Annotated in this window: 20 protein-coding genes; 7 read left to right on the forward strand and 13 right to left on the reverse strand. The window is 63.7% G+C overall.

Annotated elements, in window-relative coordinates:
• Position 1: 1 nt before the first annotated feature.
• The 3 genes from ABLE71_RS09310 to ABLE71_RS09320 form a co-directional block, all read right to left on the reverse strand.
• Positions 2 to 922 (reverse strand): SMP-30/gluconolactonase/LRE family protein, encoded by a 921-nt coding sequence (locus ABLE71_RS09310; protein WP_348783056.1) that lies wholly within the window; start codon positions 920 to 922, stop codon positions 2 to 4.
• The gene (locus tag ABLE71_RS09315; protein ID WP_348783057.1) at positions 919 to 1,755 is read right to left on the reverse strand and encodes a FadR/GntR family transcriptional regulator; all 837 of its coding nucleotides are present in this window, start codon (positions 1,753 to 1,755) and stop codon (positions 919 to 921) included. The genes ABLE71_RS09310 and ABLE71_RS09315 overlap by 4 nt, the downstream gene beginning before the upstream one ends.
• A gap of 298 nt (positions 1,756 to 2,053) precedes the next feature.
• A complete protein-coding gene (locus ABLE71_RS09320) occupies positions 2,054 to 2,218 on the reverse strand; it encodes a hypothetical protein (protein ID WP_348783058.1) in 165 nt (54 codons plus the stop codon).
• Between the two features lie 56 nt (positions 2,219 to 2,274).
• Between ABLE71_RS09320 and ABLE71_RS09325 the strand changes: the two genes are divergently transcribed.
• The 6 genes from ABLE71_RS09325 to ABLE71_RS09350 all read left to right on the forward strand — a co-directional run bounded on the left by ABLE71_RS09325 (position 2,275) and on the right by ABLE71_RS09350 (position 8,202).
• Positions 2,275 to 3,363, forward strand: coding sequence for an ABC transporter ATP-binding protein (locus tag ABLE71_RS09325; protein ID WP_348783059.1), 1,089 nt, complete (start codon positions 2,275 to 2,277; stop codon positions 3,361 to 3,363).
• A 59-nt stretch (positions 3,364 to 3,422) separates the two neighbouring features.
• Positions 3,423 to 4,550, forward strand: coding sequence for an extracellular solute-binding protein (locus ABLE71_RS09330; RefSeq protein WP_348783060.1), 1,128 nt, complete (start codon positions 3,423 to 3,425; stop codon positions 4,548 to 4,550).
• Positions 4,551 to 4,609: 59 nt separating this feature from the next.
• A complete protein-coding gene (locus ABLE71_RS09335) occupies positions 4,610 to 5,443 on the forward strand; it encodes an ABC transporter permease (RefSeq protein WP_348783061.1) in 834 nt (277 codons plus the stop codon).
• Complete coding sequence (locus tag ABLE71_RS09340; RefSeq protein WP_348783062.1) at positions 5,440 to 6,216, forward strand: ABC transporter permease; 777 nt, start codon at positions 5,440 to 5,442, stop codon at positions 6,214 to 6,216. Before ABLE71_RS09335 ends, ABLE71_RS09340 begins: the two co-directional genes overlap by 4 nt.
• 21 nt (positions 6,217 to 6,237) lie before the next feature.
• Positions 6,238 to 7,029 carry an SDR family NAD(P)-dependent oxidoreductase gene (locus ABLE71_RS09345; RefSeq protein WP_348783063.1) on the forward strand — a complete coding sequence of 264 codons (792 nt, stop codon included), beginning with the start codon at positions 6,238 to 6,240 and terminating at the stop codon, positions 7,027 to 7,029.
• Positions 7,030 to 7,188: 159 nt separating this feature from the next.
• Positions 7,189 to 8,202, forward strand: a complete 1,014-nt coding sequence (locus ABLE71_RS09350) for a Gfo/Idh/MocA family oxidoreductase (protein WP_348783064.1) — start codon at positions 7,189 to 7,191, stop codon at positions 8,200 to 8,202.
• A 21-nt stretch (positions 8,203 to 8,223) separates the two neighbouring features.
• On the opposite strand, the gene ABLE71_RS09355 is transcribed toward ABLE71_RS09350, so the two are convergent.
• From ABLE71_RS09355 to ABLE71_RS09400, 10 genes are all read right to left on the reverse strand, one after another.
• A complete protein-coding gene (locus ABLE71_RS09355) occupies positions 8,224 to 9,309 on the reverse strand; it encodes an ABC transporter ATP-binding protein (protein WP_348783065.1) in 1,086 nt (361 codons plus the stop codon).
• A gap of 8 nt (positions 9,310 to 9,317) precedes the next feature.
• Positions 9,318 to 10,106 carry an ABC transporter permease gene (locus ABLE71_RS09360; protein WP_348783066.1) on the reverse strand — a complete coding sequence of 263 codons (789 nt, stop codon included), beginning with the start codon at positions 10,104 to 10,106 and terminating at the stop codon, positions 9,318 to 9,320.
• Positions 10,103 to 10,990 (reverse strand): ABC transporter permease, encoded by an 888-nt coding sequence (locus ABLE71_RS09365; RefSeq protein ID WP_348783067.1) that lies wholly within the window; start codon positions 10,988 to 10,990, stop codon positions 10,103 to 10,105. Before ABLE71_RS09365 ends, ABLE71_RS09360 begins: the two co-directional genes overlap by 4 nt.
• A gap of 39 nt (positions 10,991 to 11,029) precedes the next feature.
• Positions 11,030 to 12,169, reverse strand: a complete 1,140-nt coding sequence (locus tag ABLE71_RS09370) for a PotD/PotF family extracellular solute-binding protein (protein WP_348783068.1) — start codon at positions 12,167 to 12,169, stop codon at positions 11,030 to 11,032.
• Positions 12,170 to 12,308: 139 nt separating this feature from the next.
• Positions 12,309 to 12,989, reverse strand: a complete 681-nt coding sequence (locus ABLE71_RS09375; protein ID WP_348783069.1) for a GntR family transcriptional regulator — start codon at positions 12,987 to 12,989, stop codon at positions 12,309 to 12,311.
• A 167-nt stretch (positions 12,990 to 13,156) separates the two neighbouring features.
• Complete coding sequence (locus ABLE71_RS09380) at positions 13,157 to 14,656, reverse strand: aldehyde dehydrogenase family protein (RefSeq protein ID WP_348783070.1); 1,500 nt, start codon at positions 14,654 to 14,656, stop codon at positions 13,157 to 13,159.
• Positions 14,657 to 14,698: 42 nt separating this feature from the next.
• Positions 14,699 to 15,610, reverse strand: a complete 912-nt coding sequence (locus ABLE71_RS09385) for a dihydrodipicolinate synthase family protein (protein WP_348783071.1) — start codon at positions 15,608 to 15,610, stop codon at positions 14,699 to 14,701.
• A 131-nt stretch (positions 15,611 to 15,741) separates the two neighbouring features.
• Complete coding sequence (locus tag ABLE71_RS09390; RefSeq protein WP_348783072.1) at positions 15,742 to 16,314, reverse strand: DUF1349 domain-containing protein; 573 nt, start codon at positions 16,312 to 16,314, stop codon at positions 15,742 to 15,744.
• Between the two features lie 66 nt (positions 16,315 to 16,380).
• Positions 16,381 to 17,409 carry a proline racemase family protein gene (locus ABLE71_RS09395; RefSeq protein ID WP_348783073.1) on the reverse strand — a complete coding sequence of 343 codons (1,029 nt, stop codon included), beginning with the start codon at positions 17,407 to 17,409 and terminating at the stop codon, positions 16,381 to 16,383.
• A gap of 191 nt (positions 17,410 to 17,600) precedes the next feature.
• Positions 17,601 to 18,632, reverse strand: coding sequence for a histone deacetylase family protein (locus ABLE71_RS09400; RefSeq protein ID WP_348783074.1), 1,032 nt, complete (start codon positions 18,630 to 18,632; stop codon positions 17,601 to 17,603).
• Between the two features lie 178 nt (positions 18,633 to 18,810).
• Between ABLE71_RS09400 and ABLE71_RS09405 the strand changes: the two genes are divergently transcribed.
• Entirely contained in the window at positions 18,811 to 19,908 is a 1,098-nt protein-coding gene (locus tag ABLE71_RS09405; RefSeq protein WP_348783075.1) for an ABC transporter ATP-binding protein, read from the forward strand.
• Positions 19,909 to 19,910 lie beyond the last annotated feature (2 nt).

Genomic DNA, 19,910 nt, shown 5'->3' on the forward strand with positions numbered 1-19,910 from the left:
GTCACCCGGCATAGAAGGGCCGCGTCATACCGTGCACGCCGGGCTTGAGCGCGAACAGCCCGCCTTGCTGCGGGTAGCGCCGCGCGGTTTCATCGTCGATGCCAAGCCGCGCCGTGGTGACATAGAGCGTATCGAGATCGGGGCCGCCAAACGCGCAGGATGTGACGAGCGAGGCAGGGATCGGCACGATGCGATCGACGACGCCGTCGGGCGCAATCCGCGCCACGCAATGCCCATCCCAGCGCGCGCTCCACAAAAACCCTTCGGCGTCGACGGCGTTGCCGTCGGGCGTGCCGAGGTCGCCGGCATCGTTGAAGATTCGCCTGGGGCCGACCGTACCGGCATCGAGGTCGAAGTCGCAGACGTAGATGCGGTTCAGCATGGAATCGGCGACGTAGATCTTCGTCCAGTCCGGACTCCAGGCGACACCGTTCGTGATGCCGAGGTCCGCCATGGCGGCGAAGGGCGACCCGCCGGGTTCGACGCGCCACAGACTGCCGACCCTATTCTTGATGGGAATGCCCGCGCCGCCGGGGCCGAGATTGTTCTGCATCGTGCCGATCCAGAACCGACCGCGCGCGTCCGGCGCGCCGTCGTTGCTGCGGTTCTTCGGCAGATGGGGCTCGAGCGCCGCAAGATGGCGATAGTCGCCGGTACCGGGATCGAAGACGTTCAGCCCGTGCTCGGAGGCGACGAGAAGCGTACCGTCGCGCCGTTTCGCCATCGCGGTGACCATCTCGGGCATCGGCCACGCGGTGTGCTCCTTCGTGGCCGGGACGAAGCGATGGATGCGTGACGGCATCGGCACGTCGAGCCAGTAGACGGCCTGCTCCTCGGGACACCAGAATGCGCCTTCGCCGATCGCGTCGCGGCTGTCGATGACGCAGGAGACATCATGCTTCGAGACGCGATAGCGGCTCACCGTCCATGCTCCTGAGTTTCGCTGACTAGCGTTGCGCCGATATCGTTTTCGTCGAGGCGGCTGGCGAGATCGAGATAAGGCATTTCGCAGAGCGCGCGGGAGACGGTTTCGGCCAGAGGCGCGTTCCGCGCCGAGATGGCCTCGGTCAGTTCGCGGTGGAGTGGCAGGCCGCGCTCGAAATCGCCAGGTTTGCTCGCCGTGTAGGTGAGCTGGACGCGCATGATTGCGGCGGTCAGCACGCCGAGATGCTGCAGCAGCGCGTTGTGGGAGGCGCGCTGGATGCTCTGATGAAATTCGATGTCGGCGTCGGGCATCCGTTCGAGATGGCCGACACACGCTTCGAGCGCGTCGCAGGCGTCACGGATCGCCTTTATCTCCGGATCGGTGGCGCGTTTTGCCGCGAGAAAAGATGCCTTCGGCTCGACGATCAGCCGGAACTCGCAGAAATTGAACGCGTAGGGCAAGTGCAGGTCACCGGACGCCTCCCAGGTCAGCACCTCGGGGTCGAGCATGTGCCAATGCTGCTTGGATCTGATAGTGGTGCCGGTCTTCGGCCGGACGTCGAGCATGCCTTTTGCGACGAGGACCTTGACCGCCTCGCGCAGGACGTTGCGGCTGACGCCAAGGTTGCCGGCAAGGTCTGCTTCGTTCGGCAGGCTGGTCCCCTCGGCAAAGACGCCGCCGACGATGCCACGCCCGAGTTGCTCTACGACCTCCTCATGCAAGCTGCGCCGATGAACCGCGCTGACCGCGGGCCATCCCGATCCCGATCTGTCGGAAACCGTCGGCCGCTCGGCTGGACCCGAATATGCGTTCGCAAGTCCGTAGATCAATATCTCCTCCTGCCCTGCGCAGCATCGACGCCGTTGACCAATCATCCTATGTTTGTATCATTATCTCAATCAGGCTGTGTTGGGGCAAGGCCGAGTGGCGTCAACTTGCGTGGCAATCTCCGCGACACGACACGACGTTTGTGCGTCTGCGGCGACGATAAAATCCATGACGCCAACATTTTCCGCGTCAGATTGGAGCGGCGATCTCAGGCGCTTCCCGGCAATGTGCGACGTCGCTGCATTGCATCGGCAGCGAGTCATCAAGCATACTCATCAAGAATGCAGCCGGACAGCCGCGCTACATGAAGCTGGCGGCGACGAACATGTTGTCGGCGTGCTGCGGGCTGGCGCGATGATGAGGGATGACTTTTTTGTCTGTCGCCCGCCCATTGCGGACTGTCAGGCGCGGGCACTGCTCGCCGAACAGCGTATCGGCGTCGATGTGGACAAGCCCGCGCTTCATGTGAAAACGTATCCGAAAGCGGCTCGTTCAAGCTCAGCCGACGGGCGGAAAGCAAGATGACGCTCCAGACCCGGACAGAAACGCTATCCTCGCAAGGAGGGTCGCCTGCGCTTCTCAAGCTGCGCGGCATCTCGAAGCGTTATGGCGACCTGGCCGCCGTCGAGCCGCTCGATCTCGACATTTTCCCGCGCGACTTTGTCGCCATCCTCGGGCCGTCGGGCTGCGGCAAGACGACGTTGCTGCGCATCATCGGTGGCTTCGTTGCGCCGACATCAGGCACGGTCGAGATCGACGGCCGCGACGTCACGCGCATCGGTCCTGAACAGCGGCCTACCAACACTGTCTTTCAGGGTTACGGTCTCTTCCCGCACATGACCGTGCGCCAGAATGTCGGCTACGGACTGCGGCTTCAGAAGAAGGCGAAGGCCGAGATCGACGACCGCGTGGCCGATGCGCTGCGCCAGTCGCGACTGACCGAATTCGCGGACCGCTCGGTGACAGCCCTGTCCGGAGGCCAGCAGCAGCGGGTCGCCCTGGCGCGCGCGCTGATCCTCAGACCGAAAGTGCTGCTCCTCGACGAACCGCTCGCGGCGCTCGACCTCAAGCTGCGACATGTCATGCAGGACGAACTCCGCCGCCTGCACCAGGAGTTCGGCGGCACTTTCGTTTTCGTCACGCACGACCAGGGCGAGGCGCTGTCGCTCGCCAACCGCATCGCGGTGATGAACGCCGGCCGTATCGAGCAGGAAGGCGACGCCGAAACCATCTATGCCGCGCCGACGACCCGCTTCGTCGCCACCTTCATCGGCGATGCGAACCTTTTGCCGGGCGAACGCAAGGCCGGCGAGGTGAAGCTCGCGGCAGGGCCGGTCTTTGCCGACGCCGGCCCCGACGGCGCGGTCACCGCGGTGGTGCGTCCGAAATCGGTCAGGCTGCTAGGGTCCGGCGAAAAGTCGGATGTCGAGATCGAGGGCGCCGTCGCCGCCGCCGTCTATCTCGGCGACCATATCAAATGCACGGTCGGCATTCCCGGCGGGCACGACGTGATCGTTCACCTCGATGCAGCGGCCGCGCCACGGCCGGTTGCGGGTGAGCGTGTGAGGCTCGGCTGGGCGCTGCGGCAGCACCGCGTCGTCAGCGCGTGAGGCCGCGCAGCCGCGAGGGAATATCGGGAAGACAACAAAGCAAAAACAGGAGAAGCAAAATGGGAAGCGACAAATCGAAGCCGTCAGGCCTTAGCCTGACAAGACGCCATTTCACCCAGGCACTGGCCGCCACGGCGGCTGCGGCAGCGATCGGGCTGCCGGCAACGCGCGCGCGGGCGGCGACATCCGTCAACTTCGTCGGTTGGCAGGGTTACGACGACCCGGTCGCCTTCGACGACTTCCTCAAGTCGAAGGACATAACGCTCAACACGACCTACATCGGCAACAATGACGAGATCGTCGCCAAGCTCAGGGGCGGCGGCATCGGCACCATCGACATCGTCACGCCCTACATGGGCTACATCCCGCTGCTGGTGAAGCTTGACCTCATTCAGCCGATCGACGTCTCGCGCGTGCCCAACCTCGAGAAGGTCATGCCGATCTTCCGCAACGACCCGAACATCGTCGTCGACGGCAAGCTCTACGGTGTGCCGTTCACCTGGGGCGGCGGTCCGATGGTCTATGACCCCGCTGTCTTCGCCACGCCGCCCGCATCCTGGAAGGATCTGCTGAAGCCGGAATTCACCGGCAAGGTCGGCATGATGGACGATCCGCTCGGCAACATGATGATCGGCGCGCTGGTCGCGACGGGCACGCAGACGCCGACCAAGATCAACGCTGCCCAACTCGAACAGACCATCGATTTCCTGATCGAGATGAAGAAGCAGTCGCGAGTCGTCGCGGCGAGCTGGGGTGATCTCTCGGACGCCATCGCGCGCGGCGATGTCGCCATCACCTTCAACGGCTGGGAGACGATGGTGAAGTTCTGCGCCGACAAGGGCAAGGCGGTGAAATACGCCTACCCGTCGGAGCGTACACATGCATGGCTGGACAATTATTGCATCGCCAAGGACGCGCCAAACCTCGACGCCGCCTACGAGTTGTGCAACCGGGTCATCAGCGTCGAGGGACAGAAGCGCCTCGCCGAAGTCGCCATCCAGGCGATCGTCAACGCGGACGCGGTCGCAGCCCTTCCGGCTGATATCCGCGCGCTTTACCCGTACGACGACATCGCCGACTACGGCAAGAAGGCGAGCTTCTTCGGCTTCCCGCCTGTCGAGCCGGAAGGCGATCTCACAACCTTCAGCGACTGGCTGAAGGCCTACGAGCGCTTCAAGGCCGCGTAAGACTAAAAGGGAGCTCCGGTTAGGACCGGAGCTCCCGTCTCCTCCTGCGTTCCGGACAGATGGAAAACAGATCGACCTACTGGCTGGTCGCCCCGTCGGCGCTGATCTTCTGCGTGCTCTTCATCGCGCCGATGGCGTTCTTCGTCGTGCTGAGCTTCTGGCAGGTCGAATATTTCGAGCTGAGCACGGAACCGACGATCTCCAACTATCGCGACGTCTTCGCCAATTACTGGCACGTGATGGGCTTCACCGTGGTGGTCGCCACCGCCACCGCGCTGCTCACCACAGCGCTCGGTTTCATCTTTGCCTTCCTCGCCCGCTTCCGCGCCGGCAAATGGGCGCAGGTGCTGCTCTTCATCGTGCTGATCACGCTGTTCGGCGGCTATCTGATGAAGATCTATGCGTGGAAAACGATTCTGGGCAATGAAGGCGTGCTCAACAGCGCGCTGATGGCGGCGGGCATCATCTCATCGCCGATCACGTCGCTGCTCTATAGCCCGCAGGCGGTCGTGCTGACGCTGATGCATTTCAGCCTGCCCTTCGCGGTGCTGCCGATCTACGCGTCGATGCGCGGCATCGCCGACAGCGAGGTGGAAGCGGCCCGCGACCTCGGCGCCCGCCGCTGGCCGATACTCTCGACGGTCATCGTCCCGCGTTGCCAGAGCGGCATCGTCGCCGCCTTCAGCTTCGTCTTCCTGATGGTCGGCGGCGACTATGTCACGCCGCTGCTTGTCGGCGGCAAGCTGACGATGATCGGCAATCTGATCGCGCCGCAGTTCGGCGCGCAGTTCAACTGGCCGCTGGGCGCCGCCATGTCGATCGTCATGCTGATCGCCGCCGTGGTCATCATCTATCTCTTCCGCCTGCTGATCGCATTGTGGAGCCGGCAATGAACGCACGTTCCAACATCTTCTGGGGCATCGTCGCCGTCCTCTTCATCGTCTTCCTGCTGTCGCCTATCCTGCTGCTCGTCGTCTTCTCCTTCACCTCGCGCACGCTGACCAACTTCCCCATCGAGGCGCTCTCGTTCCACTGGTGGCAGGAGATGGTGGTGACGCGCCAGTTCTGGCCGTCCCTGGCCAACAGCCTGATTATCGCCGTCTGCGTCGCAATCGTCTCGGCGATCGTCGGAACGCTGGCCGCCATGGGGCTGGCCGCGATGCCGAAACGTCGTGCTTCCATCATCATGGCGCTGCTGACGCTGCCCGTCATGCTGCCGCCCCTGGTGCTCGGCGTGGCGCTGCTCTCCTTCTATGTCAGCATCGACCTTAAGCTCGGCCTGCCGACCGTCATCCTCAGCCACGTGCTTTTCGCGCAGCCCTTCGTGGTTCTCATCGTGCATGCGCGCATGGTCAATTTCGACCCGCGCGTGGTCGAAAGCGCGCGCGACCTCGGAGCGAGCCCCCTGCAGGCCTTCCTCACGGTGACGCTGCCGATCATCCGGCCGGTGGTGATCGGTGCTGCGCTCATCGCCATGGCGCTGTCGATCGACGACTTCATCATCACCTTCTTCACCATAGGCACCGGCAACACGCTGCCGACTCTGGTCTGGGGCATGATCCGTACCGGTCTCACGCCATCCGTCAACGCCATCGGCACGCTGATCCTGCTCTTGACCATCGGCTCGACGGTGATCGCGCTGCAGCTCACGCGCTATCGCGGCTGAGGGCGGAAGATGGCGGGGCGGTTGAAAGGGAAAGTCGCGCTCATCACCGGCGGCGCGTCGGGTATCGGCAAGGCCGGCTCGATGCTGATGGCACGGGAAGGCGCGAAGATCGTCGTTGCCGACATCGATGCGGCGCGCGCCGAAACGGTGGTGCGTGAGATCGAGGCGGCCGGCGGCGAAGCGCTCGCGGTCCGGGTCGACGTCCGTGAATCCGCCTCGGTGCAGGCGATGGTCGCCGCCTCGGTCGAGCGTTTCGGCCGCATCGACGTGCTCTTCCACAACGCGGTCTCGGTGCCGCTGGTCAACAAGCACGACCGCCGCATCACCGAGCTGCCGGAAGAGACTTGGCACGCCATCGTCGGGCTGGTTCTGACGGGCACGTTCCTCACGGCGAAATACGTCGCGCAGAAGATGCTGGAACAGCGTTCGGGTTCGATCATCCTGACCGCCACCGTGGACGCGCTGGTCGGCCAGGCCGGGCTCGACGCCTATACGGCCGCCAAGGGCGGCGTCGTGTCGATGACGCGCTCGATGGCCGCCGGCCTGTCGCCGGAAGGCGTGCGCGTCAACGCCATCTGCCCGGGTTTCGTCAAGACGCCGCACCAGAGCGTCTTCCTCGACGACGACAAAGAGCGCGCGGCGATCGAATCGCTGCACCTGATGGGCATCATGGATCCCGAGGAGGTCGCGGCCTTCGCGGTTTTCCTGGCATCCGACGAGGCGCGCTCGATGACCGGCGGCATCCATGTCGTCGACAGCGGCTACACGGCCTTCAAGGCGAACATCGACCCCGCGGCGGTCTTCAAGCGCTGACGTTCTGGTTATCCGGTCCGCGAACCGGCGTTTCATGCCGTCCCGGTCAGCCGCTCTATTCCTACCGCATGCACGCAACGCCCCCAACAGGATCGCGATTGACTACCCCGCAAATCGATGTTGAATATTGGATGCAAAATCCAGCAAGGAGCATCCAGTATGACGCCTGTTCGTTTCGGCATCGTCTCGACGGCCAGGATAGCGAGGGACTGGGTCATCCCGGCCATGCAGGCCGTACCGGAATGCGAGGTCGTCGCCATCACCTCCCGCGACGAGGCGAAAGCCGCTACCGTTGCCGCCGAGTTCGGAATACCGCGGCACTATGGCTCGCTGGCTGAAATGCTGACGGACCCGCTCGTGGAGGCGGTCTACATTCCAACGCCCAACAGCGCTCACGTGGAGGAAACGATCGCGGCGGCGCGCGCGGGGCGGCACGTGCTGTGCGAGAAGCCGATAGCCCTCGATGCGGCGGAAGCGCGCCAGCTGATCGACGTGCAGCGGGAAACCGGCGTTCAGATGTCGGAAGCCTTCATGGTGCGCTACCATCCGCGTTGGCTCGCCGCTCGCCAGATCGTCCGCAGCGGCAGGCTCGGCCGGGTCACGCAGATCCATGCGACGTACAGCGTTCTCAACGACAATCCCGGCGACATCCGCTTCGATCCGGCGCTGGGCGGCGGCGCGTTGGGCGATGTCGGCGTCTACCCGATCACGGCCGCGAGGTTCCTGTTCGAGGACGAACCCGTGGCTGCAACGGCGACATTCCAGAAGAACAACCCGGCCGGCGTCGACATCGCCGTTTCCGGGATGCTCGAATTCCCTGATGACCGCGCGCTTCTGTTCAGCGGCGCGCTGCTGCAGGCATGGGCGCACTGGATCGTGGTGATCGGCAGCGAAGGGTGGATGGAGATCCCCATTGCCGTCTGGCCCTCGGCCCAGCAGGAGACGGTGATACGGCTTCGGGGCCGCGCCGACCTCAACGACACGGATGTCGAAGTCCTGACCTTCCCGCCGGCAAACCAATATGAGCACGAGGTTCGAGAGTTCGCCCGCGCGGTGCGCGGCGCCACGCCCCAGCCCTGGCCGATCGAGAATGCGGTCGCCGGAATGCGCGTCCTCGACGCGGTCCGCAAATCGGCTTCGACCCATTCACGGGTTCTCGTCGAAAAGGCCTAGAGCAGAATGGTCTCAGGTCCTTCAGGAGGGCCGGAGGAAGATCACATCCTCGGCGGACCAGTAGAGCGTCGCCGCGTCGCCCACATCAGGCAGCTTTCGCGCCTGGCTGTTCTGGATCTGAACCCTCACGCGCTCGCCATTCTGCACACGCACCGTGTAGAAGCTGCGGCTTCCCATGAAGACCGACTCCTCGACGGTCACCGCAACCGATTGGGCCGGTTCGGGACCGGCTGAAAAGGCAAAAGCCTCCGGCCGTATCGACACTATGACACGGTCGCCCTTCCCGAAGCCTTCGAAACGGGCGCCGGCCGCAGTGAATTCCGCGAATCCGGCCCGCGCCGTCCCCGATTCCACGGATTCCTTATCGACAATGGCCTCGAACAGGTTGGTTTCCCCGAGGAACTTCGCGGCAAAGAGCGAGGCCGGCCGCGAATACATCTCTCTGGGCGGCGCGACCTGGACGATCCGCCCCTTCTCCATCAGCACCACTCGATCCGACAGCACCATCGCCTCGTCCTGGTCATGCGTGACGTAGACGAAGGTTGCGCCGGTCGCCGCGTGGATACGCTTCATCTCGATCAGCATGTGCTGCCTGATCTTGAGATCCAGCGCGGCAAGCGGCTCGTCCAGCAGGAGCACTTTCGGCTCGTTGACCAGGGCTCTGGCGAGCGCCACACGCTGGCTTTGCCCGCCGCTCAGCTCGGTGATGCCGCGGCCTGCCAGGGATTCCAGCTGGACGATGGCAAGCATCCGTTCGACGCGGGCCCTGACCTCGGCCGCCGGAATGCCGCGCACGCGCAGGCCGAAGGCGACGTTGTCGAACACATCGAGATGCGGAAACAGCGCATAGCGCTGAAAGACCATATTTACCGGACGCCGCTCGGGCGGCTGGTTGGCGCAATCGCGCCCGTCGATGCTGATCGTTCCGACGCTCGGCGTATCGAAGCCGGCGATGAGGCGCATGAGGGTGGTCTTGCCGCAGCCGCTGGGGCCAAGCAGCGTGACGATCTCGCCGACGCCGACAGACAGGTTGATATCAGACAGCGCCTGGAAGGTGCCGAAGGATTTTCCGACGCCGACGGCTTCGATGACAGCTTGTGTGGGCATCTCAAATCTCATGTGGGTGTCCGTGCTGCAATCGCCGTCCTGCGCTTCAAATGCCCGATCGCCCAGGCGATGCACAGGATCACGATGGAGAAGACGAGCGCCAGCGTCGACACCGCGTTGATCAAGGGGGTCACGGTCCGCCGCATCATCGACCAGATATACATCGGCAATGTGGTTTCGGTCCCGGCGACGAATACCGTGACGATGAATTCGTCGAACGACACTGCGAACGCCAGTATGGAGGCGGCGAGCAGCGTCGGCATGATCAGCGGCAGCGTCACATTCCGGAACACCTGCAACTGATTGGCGCCGAGGTCGCGGGCCGCTTCCTCCAGCGACGGGTCGAACAGGGAAAGCCGCGCGCGCATGGTCAGGATGAGGACCGGCAATGCAATGACCACATGGCCGATGACGATGGAGACGGTCGACAGCTGGATGCCGAGCTGGGCGAACAGCACCAGCAGCGATACGCCGACGAACAGGCCGGGAAGCGCGATCGGCGTCAGCCAGAGCGCTGCCAGCACGGTTCTCGTGCGCCGGCCGACGCGCAGCCAGGCGAGCGCAGCCGCGGCACCGAGCACCAGGCAGATGACGGCTGTAGCAAAGGCGATGACCAGGCTCTTCAGCAGCGCGTTGCCCAACTGCGCATTGCCCAGCATCTCGGCGTACCAGCGCAGGCTCAGGCCCTGGAATGGAAACGAAAGGGCCGGCGAGGCGTGAAACGAGAAAAGCACGATGATCGCGATCGGGGCGATCAGGAAGCCGAGAACCAGCCAGACAGTCAGTCTTAGGATCATTGGCCGGCCGCCTCCCAATGCCTAAGCCGCTTGCGTCCCGGCAGGAGCCCCGTGGTGCGGCCTGCAACGACAATCACGGCGTAGAGAATGCCGGAGACCGCGAACATGATGAAGGCCTGCGCGGCGCCGAGCGGCCAGTTCCCAGTCTTGCGAAACTGGTCGGCGATCAGCAGCCCGGTCGTCTGGCCCGAGGAGCCGCCGAGCATCTGCGGCGTGACATAGTCTCCGGCGACGAGGATGAAGGTCAGAATGAAAGCGCTCACCAGCCCGTTGGCCGCGTTGGGGGCAATGACCCGAAAGAAGGCGCCGATCGGCGATGTTCCGAGGTCGCGCGATGCTTCGACGAGTTCGGGCTTGATGTCCCTCAGCGAGGAAACCACCATCAGGATGCAGAGCGGCAGATAGACGTGGACCAGCGTGATCGCGACGGCGAACCTGCTGAACAGCAATGCTTCGACCGGTGCATCGATCAGCCCCAACTGCAGCAGGATCGTGTTGAGCACCCCGCTGGTGCCGAGCAGCGTGCGCCACGCGTAGATGCGCACCAGGTAGCTCGAGAACCATGTGATCAGGATGAGATACAGGATTGCCTGAGAGCGGCTAACATAAGTCAGGTAGTAGGCTACCGGCACAGCCAGAAGCAGCGTTGCCGCGGCAGTCACCAGACCGATGACGATCGCGTTGACGGTCACGCGCCAGAACAGCGGTGACGCCAGCGAATTCAGGTAGTTGGAGAAGACGAAGTCGGGAACGATCCTGTAGGACGCCGCCGTCCAGAAACTGTAGACAAACAGAATCGCTGTCGGCACCACGAAGAATGCCAGCATGTAGAAGGCTGCCGGCGCCGCCAGCAGCCTTCCGGTCATCTCGTTGGACAGTTTCACGATGTGCTTCCGTAGCGCGCCGGGCGCATCAGGCCATCTTCACATGCCGGCCTTGAATTCCTGCCAGGCGGCGACCCAGTCGTCATAGGTCGCATGGGTGTCCGATGCGCGCGGCGGAATGCCGGGCAGTCCGGCCGCGAATATCTTGTCGATCGAGCCATAGTCGATGCGCGCGCGAGATTTCTCATCGAGCAGCTCGACGGCCTTCTTGGACACTGGCGCCTGGACGACGGCCATCGCCACCTCGGCCTGGATCTTGGGATCGAGGGACTGATTGATGAAGGCGTGAGCAGCCTCGATATTGTCGGCGGAAATCGGAATGAACCAGGCATCGACCCACAATACCGGCCCTTCCTCGGGCAGCGCCATCTCGATCTTCACATTCTGCTCTTCGGCCTGTCCCAGGATTGACGGGTCGGCGCACAGCGCCGCCACGACCTCGCCCGACACCATCAGGTTGAGCAGCTCGCCCTGGTTGAGGGCGATGACGCGCGCCTGATCGCGGTATTTGGCGAATTCGGCGAAGGTCTGGGCCAGCTCGTCCTTGGTCAGCAGAGGATACTTCGCACCCAGGCCGGCGACCCGCGCGGCGACCGGCCAGGAGCTGACCGTGTCGTCCATGATCGCGATCTTGCCCTTCAATGCGGGATCGAGGAGGTCCGCGTAGGATTTCGGCGCCGCCAGCTTGTCCTTGTTGTAGAGCAGCGTGTTGAAGCCCCAGATGTAGGGCGAGCCCCACAGCTTGCCGTCGGCGAACCATGTCGGCTGGTCGTAGAACTGTCCGAAAAGGTTGTCGGCGTTGTAGTTGGGGACCTGTGCCGGGTCGATCGGCGTGACGATCTTCATCTCCCGGATATAGAGGTCGGCATAGGCCTGGTTGTATTCGGCAAGATCGATGGGCGGGGGATTGCCGGCCACGAATTTCGCCTGAACGTCGTCCTGATTGGCGATCGACGTCGCTTCGATGGTAACGCCGGTGGCGGCCTTCCAGTCGGTCAGTTGAGCGTTGAGGTCGTATCCCTCCCAGGCCATCACCTGAAGCGCGCCGCTCGGCGCGGCCTGCGCCCAAGACGATATCCTGACCAATGTCGCGCCTGCCGCGAGGCCGGTCAGCCCTGCCAGCGCCGCGCGGCGGCTGACGGAGGTCCCCAAACCCTTCCTGCCGATTTCGTCAAACATTATCGTTCCTCTCTTATTGCCGGATTGACTATGGGATATTGGATACATCTTTGGCGGAGAGTCAAGGGCGCAGCCCCACAAAGGGTATCTTTACGATCGGCTTGAGGGACCCGAGGAAGGAGGCGGAACGCCGCTCCGGCTAAGCCAGGCTTTCGCTGGCCTTCAACTGGCTGACGATTTCCTCGGCAGCATCGGAGACGTGCTTCTTGAGGAGCTTCGAGGTCTGCACGATGTCGCGCGCCCGATAGGCTTCGAAAATATCCCGGTGTTCATGCAGCGCCTTGGTCTGCGCCTTGATCGGTTCGATCTGCAAGCGCAGGTATCGGTCGGCGGAATTGTACAAGGTTTGCACGACCGCCAGCGACCGCGGACGCATCGCCGGGGACAGCAGCGCAATATGGAAAGCCCAGTTCAGGCGGCTGAGTTCCTTGGGGTCGCCTCGCGGAATAGCGTCTTCATAGTCCTTCAGCGCGCGGCCGGCATTGGAGATATCCTCGTCCGACATACGAGCCATCGCCTTGCGGACGAGAAACGGCTCCAGCAGGAGGCGGGCGTCGAAGAGGTCGATCGCATCGTCGGCGGACAGATCCGACACCACAGCGCCGCGATGGGTGCGGATCACCACCAGCCCGTCCGCCTCGAGCTGCAGCAGGGCCTCACGGACCGGTATGCGGCTGACGCCGAGTTCGGCCGCGATCGCTTCCTGGCGTATCTGGTGCCCGCCCGGGTAGTCGCCGCCAATGATCTTCGACGCGATATAGTCGGCCACCATCGCCGTGACGGTCTGCCGCTGCAGCAATGGCTTGGCCTGGGTCGACATGGTCGATGCTTCCGGGTTGGTTCAACTCAACATATGACCCTATACAACCAATATATTGCATCCAACTGGCTGCGGACCAGTTTACACACGATTCCGCATAATTCGAGGTCCGCATGATTCCAGGCCTCCGGCGGAAGCCGTGCGAGACGGTCGGCCAATCCCGTGCTTCAGGTGGCCCACCACACGCTTTTCGTGCGCGAATACTGGTCGAGCGAATGGATGCCTTTGTCCTTGCCGCCAAATCCCGATGTCTTGAAGCCTCCGAAAGGAGTCGTGAAATCACCTTCGCAAAACGCGTTCACGGCGATGAAGCCGGCGTCCAGATCGATCGAAGCCTGGCGGATTGCGTCAGGGTCGGAACCGAACAGATAGGCGCTCAGGCCATAGGGCGTGTCGTTGGCGCTTCGCGTGGCGTCCGCGAGATCGTCGTAGAAGCGTACCGAAAGCACCGGTCCGAAGATCTCCTCCGTCCAGGCCTCGGACTGCTCGTCCACGTCGAAGAACACGACGGGCTCGACGAGCCTCTCGGAATGTCCGACGACGCCGGCCTGGGAGACGATCAGATCGTTGTTGCGCGACTTCTCCCCGTCGATCGCGCCGCGCACCTTCGCGGCATGGATGTCGCTCACCAGCGGGCCGATGCGGGTTGCCGTGTCGAACGGGTCGCCGATCTGCCAATCCTTCATCCTGGCGGCCAGAACCGAACGGACCTCGTCTTCAAGATGGGCAGGCGCCATCAGGCGTGAAATGGACGAGCACAACTGGCCCGAATTCATCAGGAAGCCGGTCGTTATGTCGTCGGCGTAGCGCTCGATGGAACGCACCTCGGGCAGAATGATGGCCGGGTTCTTGCCGCCGCATTCGAGCGAAATCTCCTTGAGATTCGAATCGGCGGCATAGCGCAGGAAGCGTCGGCCGGTCGCGGTGGAGCCGGTGAAATTGATGGCGGCGACCGAACCGTGCAGCCCGAGCGCCTTGCCCGCCACGGCGCCGGAGCCGGGCACGACATTGATGACGCCGGCAGGGAACCCGATCTCGAAGGCAAGCTCGGCGAGGCGCAGCGTCGTCAGCGGCGTGTCGTCGGCGGGCTTGCAGACGATCGTGTTGCCGGCGGCGAGCGCCGGCCCGATTTTCAGTGCTAGCGTGGTGAGGGGATAGTTCCACGGCAAGACGATGCCGACGACGCCCCGCGGTTCGCGGATGATCTGGCTGACCACGCCCTTGCGGCGGGAGGGGCTGAGATCGTAGGCGGTTTCCACCAGGCTCGCGTACCAGCGCAGGACGCCGAGCGTGGTCGGCACGTCGTCGTTGACGGTGTGCAGGATCGGCTTGCCGACATCTAGGCTCTCGAGCAAGGCGAACTCGAGGCCCCGCTCCTCGATCGCGTCGGCGAGCGCCCGCAACAGGGCGGCCCGGCCGTCGCCTTGCAATGCGCCCCATGGTCCCTTGAGCGCGGCCGCCGCCGCCTTCACCGCGAGATCCACTTGGTTTTCGCTGGCGAAGCTGACTTCGGCGATGATTTCGCCGCCGAAGGGTGCCATGATCTGCCGGGTCTCGGCGCTGGCGTCCGCCGTCATGCGGTCGCCGATCCAGGATGCGTTGAGGCTGGCGGCAACTTTCCTGATCTTGTCGATCTCGGACGGCTCGATGGGTGACAGGGGTTTCATTTCACCGTCTCGTCAGAAAGACATCGGAGCGTTAGCGACCGGTTACGCAGCGGAGAGCAGTTTGCCGTTCGCCAATTGCTTGATCGTACCCTCGATGGTCGCGATGACGCGGTCCCGTTCCGCGCCGGTCAGCGGCAAGCGTGGCGCGCGCGTCCACTCCGGCGCGCCATAGACGAGGTGCTCGGCCATCTTGATATATTGAACGAGCTTGACGTGTGTATCGAGATGAAACGACGGAGTCATAACCCTGTAGAGCGTCCGCGCCGCCTCATAGTCGCCGGCCGCGCAAAGGTCGAAAATGCGCACGCATTCGGCAGGCCACGCATTGGTCATTCCGGAGACCCAGCCGACGGCGCCGAGCGACATGCTCTCGACGATCTGGTCGTCAACGCCGCAGAAGATCGCGAAGCGGTCGCCGAGTTCGATGTACATGTCCGTCACGCGGCGCACGTCGCCCGTCTCTTCCTTGACGGCGACGATGCTCGGGCAATCGGCGAGTTCTCTGAGGATCGCCGGCGTGACGTCGACGCCATAGGCGATCGGATTGTTGTAGATCATGATCGGCAGGTCGCTCGCTCCGGCGATCGCCTTGTACCAGGCAGCGGTCTCGCGCGGATCGGTCTTGTAGCCGAGGCTCGGGAAAACCATCAGGCCTTCGGCGCCAAACGATTGGTACCGCTTCGCGGCGGCGGCCGCGTTGGCGGTGGAAATCTCCGCCAGGCCCGAAAGCAGAGGCACGCGCCCCTGAACGGCCTCCCTGGCCGCACGCACCACCGCCTCGCGCTCCTCCGGCTGAAGCGACGCGTTCTCGCCGAGCATGGGAAGCACGATGATGCCGGACACGCCATTGCCGATCAGGCGATCGATGCTCGCTTGAGTCTTTTCTATGTTGATCGAACCATCCTGGTTGAGTTTGGTCGTCACCGCCGGGAAAACGCCCTTCCATTGGGACATCGTGCTTACCTCTCCTGAAACGCAGCAATGCGTCTAATGTATCCAATCTTACAATATGTCTTCAAGTCCGTCCAGCGTGAACCGCCAGCGATTGCCCGTTTGCGCGGCAGAAATTGTTGATTTCGAGCAGCTTAGTCGTGAAGCTCGCGCGAGATGGGCGGGCCGATCGTGTAATCGCTGAACGACACCTTGAAGCCTTCGCGCTGCGGCGAGCAGCACATGATGCCGACATCGACAGACGCCGTCGGCGGGAAATAGGCGAGGCGCGCCGGCTTCCAGCGGTTGTCCGTGATGTCCAGATACTGCACCCGGATCGCCTCGTGATGCCGAGTGACGCGGATCCTCACGCTGTCGGCGGCGGGAATCTTGATGAGCGACCAGTCCGACGTGTCGTTCGTCACGACGGTCGAGAAATACATCTCCCCGTCTGTGTATTCGATGCCGGCCTTGATCCAGTGGGATTCGCCGAGGCGCACCATCAGCCCAGCCTGGTCGTAGAGCACCTCGTAACGGCCGTCGACGGTCACCTCGGCGGTGAAGTCACCCGCAATCGGAGCGAAGAGGAAATGACCGCTGTCGCGCCAGAAATCGTAAAACGTCTCCCGCCAGAAGTCGGTTTCCTTTCCCGTTTCGACGTGCAGCGCATTGCCTTCGAACGAGTGTCTGAGCGGCGGGTTGAGCCAGTTGTAGCCCTTGAGCAGCATCGTTTCGCCTCTTGGAAGTTGGTGCGGATTATCTCGGCGCCGGCCACGTCCGACCCGCCTTGTGCCTTACTGGAACCAGCTGTCCGACAGGCGGTAGCCTTCAGGAAAAGGATCCTCCGGATCGACGCCATAGTGGCTGATGCCGGTCAGCCATGCCCGTCCGGAGATCTCCGGAATGATGGCTGGCACGTTTCCGGTCGTGGCCGCGCCGACGATGCGGCACTGGAACTCCGTGTCGAGGATCGACGTGTGAACGAAGCGCTCGCCGCTGGCGAGTTCGCCGCGGGCGTGAAGCAGCGCCATGCGTGCCGCGGTCCCGGTGCCGCACGGGCAGCGGTCCAGGCGGCCGGGCGAGACCACGACCGCGTTCTTCGAGGTCTTCACTCCGTTCACGATCTCCAGAGGTCCCGCGAACTCGGTCTGGTTGATCGTGTGGATCTCGGGATTCTCCGGGTGGACGGAGGGCAGTTGCTCGGCCGCCGCGCTCTTTATCAACTCACCGAGCGCGACGAGATCGCGCGCCTCGTCGCGGCGCAGCCCGACGCCGACATCGGCGGTGTCGACGATGCAATAGATCATGCCGCCATAAGCGACGTCGACGCGAAGCGTTTTGAGGCCCGGCACTTCGACGTGCTTGTCCCTGTGCATGACGAAGGACGGGACGTTGCGGAAGGTGATGCGCCGGCACTTGTCGCCCGAACAGTCCGCGACGACCTCGACGAGGCCGGCGGGCGTGTCGACGCGAACCACCGTCTCGGCGCCGCGTTTTGCAATCATGCCCGTCTCGAGCGCCACGGTGACGGTGCAGATGAGGTTCGAACCGGACATCGGCACGAAGTAGTCGGATTCCATCACGAGCATGCCGAGATCGGCGTCTGGCCGTATCGGCGGCGTTATCAGATTGACCGCCGCGTTGACGCTGCCCCTGGGGTCGAAGAGCAGCATGTTGCGCAGCCACGAGGAGTCTTTCTCGAGGTTCTGCATGCGCTCGAACATCGTCGCGCCCTTCGGCGGCAGCACCCCGCCCGTTATGACGCGTCCGACTTCGCCCTCGGCATGGGCGCCGACAACGGTGATTGCGCGATCGAGTATCATGGCTACGCCTCTTCAGATTGTCCGCAGGGGCACGGCTCGTAGTCGCGTCATTGCATATTGGATGCAATATGGGTCTGTCAAATGAAAGCTTTGCGCAGACCATCCGCGCCGATGGACGCTATAGGCGGACGCAATGGAGCTATCGATGAGGTGTCGTCGGCGGGCAGACGCGGGCGCGCCGCCTGCGCGCCCTAATTCCCCTCGAAGCCGGTCAGCACGCCGACGGCATTGACGCCGATCTCTTCCACCGCGTAGCCGCCTTCCATGACGAACAGCGTCGGCAGGCCGAGTGCGGCGATGCGCGCGCCGATCTTCGGATAATCCTGGGTCTTCAGCTTGAACTTGCTGATAGGATCCCTCTCGAACGTGTCGACGCCGAGCGACACGACGACGACATCCGGGCGATAGGCGACCAGCTTCTGGCAGGCGTCTTCCAGCGCGGCGCTCCAAACGTTCCAGGCGGTGCCGAAGGGCATCGGGTAGTTGACGTTGAAGCCCGCGCCTTCGCCTTCTCCAGTCTCATCGGCATGGCCGAGGAAGAATGGATATTCGGTCATGGGGTCGCCATGCAGGTTGAGCACCTGCACGTCGCCCCGCTGGTAGAAGATCTGCTGGGTGCCGTTGCCGTGGTGATAGTCGACATCGAGGATGGTGACGCGCTTGGCGCCCTGGTCCTTGAACCACTGCGCCACCACCGCCGCGTTGTTGATGTAGCAGTAGCCGCCCATGAAGCGGTCGCCGGCATGGTGGCCGGGCGGGCGGCAAAGCGCGAAGGCCGAGCGTTCGCCGCCCTGCACGAGTGCGGCCGCGGTCAGCGCGACATCATAGGACGACTTGATCGCCGTCCAGGTGCCTTCGATGAAAGGCGCGCCGCCGTCGAAGGAATAGAAGCCGAGCAGCGCGTCGATCGTCCGCGGCCGAACGTCGCCGCGCAGTCCTCGTGTCGGCCATGTGAAGGGCAGGGCCGAGCCGTCGCGGCCCGATTCCGTCCAAAGCGGCCAGACCGTCGGCAGGAAATCGATATAGTCCGGCGCGTGGACGCGCGCGGCAGCCTCCAAGCCGTGCTCGGCCGGCGGCAGGATCCGGCCGAGGCCTTCGCTTTCCACCCGCGCGCGTATGTATTCGGCGCGCGAAGGCATCTCGAAGCCGGGCACGATCGACCCGCCGATCAGTTCCATCGTGCCCGAATGCCCGGCATGCAGCGGCGAGTAGATCGTCTTCATGAAGTCTCCGTTCCCGAAAAACCGGCTCCCGAAAAAGCCGGGCGACCCTAGCCGCGCCGACCAAGAATGCGCAAGCGCCTCGCGCCGGATTGCCAAGTTGCGTCCGTTATGCTGACCTTCCTGCGCGGAACGCCCGTCGCAAGAGGTGCTCCGCAGGGGACAAGGGTATCGAGGCAGCGTGGCGGTTACGAATGACAAGGCGGCGATAGAAGCCCGCGGAGTGAGCAAACTCTTCGGTTCTGGCGAGCATCAGGTGACTGCGCTCGACAATGTTTCCGTTTCCATCCGGGAAAATGAGTTCTTCACCCTGCTCGGCCCTTCGGGCTGCGGCAAGACCACGCTGCTGCGCCTGATTGCCGGCTTCGATTTCCCCAACAGCGGCGAGATCCTGCTTCACGGCAGCGACATAGCGCCGCTGCCGCCCTACAAGCGGCCGGTCAACACCGTGTTCCAGAGCTATGCGCTCTTCCCGCACATGACCGTCGCGGAGAATATCGGCTTCGGGCTGGAGATGCTGGGCAAACCGAAGAGCGAGGTCGAGGCGCGCGTTTCGGCGATGCTGAAGCTGGTGCACATGGAGAGTATGCGCGAGCGCCGGACCAGCCAGATCTCCGGCGGCCAGCAGCAGCGCGTCGCGCTTGCCCGCGCGCTGGCGCCGCAGCCGAAGGTGCTGCTGCTCGACGAGCCGCTTTCGGCGCTCGACTACAAGCTGCGCAAGGAGATGCAGATCGAGTTGAAGCGCCTGCAAGGCGAGACCGGCATCACCTTCATCTTTGTCACCCACGACCAGGAAGAGGCGCTGGCGATGTCCGACCGCATCGCGGTTATGTCCGGGGGAAGGATTCTGCAGATTGGCGCGCCCTGGGAAATCTACGACCGGCCGGCCGAACGTTTCGTCGCCGACTTCATCGGCGAGACCAATTTCCTGATCGGCGACGTGAAATCCGTCGAAGGCGAGACGGCCACCGTTGCGCTATCCTCTGGAGCCGAGATCCGCTCGACATTCCCAGCCGGCACGAAGCCCGAGGGCCGCGTCACCGTCGTCATTCGTCCGGAGCATGCGCAGACGGTCGAGCCGGGCGCCGGGCTTCTTTCGGGCACGGTCGCCAACGTCGTCTATCTAGGCACCGACACGCATATCCATGCGACGCTTGACGATGGCGCGCATTTCGTCGTGCGCCAGCAGAATGCGAAGAGCGGCCGATGCAGCCAGGAGGCCGGCGACAGGATCGGCATCGCCGTCAGCGCCGGTGTCGCGCAAATCCTGAAGGATTGACA

The organism is Mesorhizobium sp. KR9-304 (genome assembly GCF_040049215.1).
Lineage (GTDB): Bacteria > Pseudomonadota > Alphaproteobacteria > Rhizobiales > Rhizobiaceae > Mesorhizobium_K.

Excerpts from the sequence above, each read along its gene's own strand:
- ABLE71_RS09320 (WP_348783058.1), bottom strand. The coding sequence starts at position 2,218 with ATGAAGCGCGGGCTTGTCCACATCGACGCCGATACGCTGTTCGGCGAG.
- ABLE71_RS09325 (WP_348783059.1), top strand. The coding sequence starts at position 2,275 with ATGACGCTCCAGACCCGGACAGAAACGCTATCCTCGCAAGGAGGGTCG.
- ABLE71_RS09330 (WP_348783060.1), top strand. The coding sequence starts at position 3,423 with ATGGGAAGCGACAAATCGAAGCCGTCAGGCCTTAGCCTGACAAGACGC.
- ABLE71_RS09335 (WP_348783061.1), top strand. The coding sequence starts at position 4,610 with ATGGAAAACAGATCGACCTACTGGCTGGTCGCCCCGTCGGCGCTGATC.
- ABLE71_RS09340 (WP_348783062.1), top strand. The coding sequence starts at position 5,440 with ATGAACGCACGTTCCAACATCTTCTGGGGCATCGTCGCCGTCCTCTTC.
- ABLE71_RS09350 (WP_348783064.1), top strand. The coding sequence starts at position 7,189 with ATGACGCCTGTTCGTTTCGGCATCGTCTCGACGGCCAGGATAGCGAGG.
- ABLE71_RS09355 (WP_348783065.1), bottom strand. The coding sequence starts at position 9,309 with ATGCCCACACAAGCTGTCATCGAAGCCGTCGGCGTCGGAAAATCCTTC.
- ABLE71_RS09360 (WP_348783066.1), bottom strand. The coding sequence starts at position 10,106 with ATGATCCTAAGACTGACTGTCTGGCTGGTTCTCGGCTTCCTGATCGCC.
- ABLE71_RS09370 (WP_348783068.1), bottom strand. The coding sequence starts at position 12,169 with ATGTTTGACGAAATCGGCAGGAAGGGTTTGGGGACCTCCGTCAGCCGC.
- ABLE71_RS09375 (WP_348783069.1), bottom strand. The coding sequence starts at position 12,989 with ATGTCGACCCAGGCCAAGCCATTGCTGCAGCGGCAGACCGTCACGGCG.
- ABLE71_RS09380 (WP_348783070.1), bottom strand. The coding sequence starts at position 14,656 with ATGAAACCCCTGTCACCCATCGAGCCGTCCGAGATCGACAAGATCAGG.
- ABLE71_RS09385 (WP_348783071.1), bottom strand. The coding sequence starts at position 15,610 with ATGTCCCAATGGAAGGGCGTTTTCCCGGCGGTGACGACCAAACTCAAC.
- ABLE71_RS09390 (WP_348783072.1), bottom strand. The coding sequence starts at position 16,314 with ATGCTGCTCAAGGGCTACAACTGGCTCAACCCGCCGCTCAGACACTCG.
- ABLE71_RS09395 (WP_348783073.1), bottom strand. The coding sequence starts at position 17,409 with ATGATACTCGATCGCGCAATCACCGTTGTCGGCGCCCATGCCGAGGGC.
- ABLE71_RS09400 (WP_348783074.1), bottom strand. The coding sequence starts at position 18,632 with ATGAAGACGATCTACTCGCCGCTGCATGCCGGGCATTCGGGCACGATG.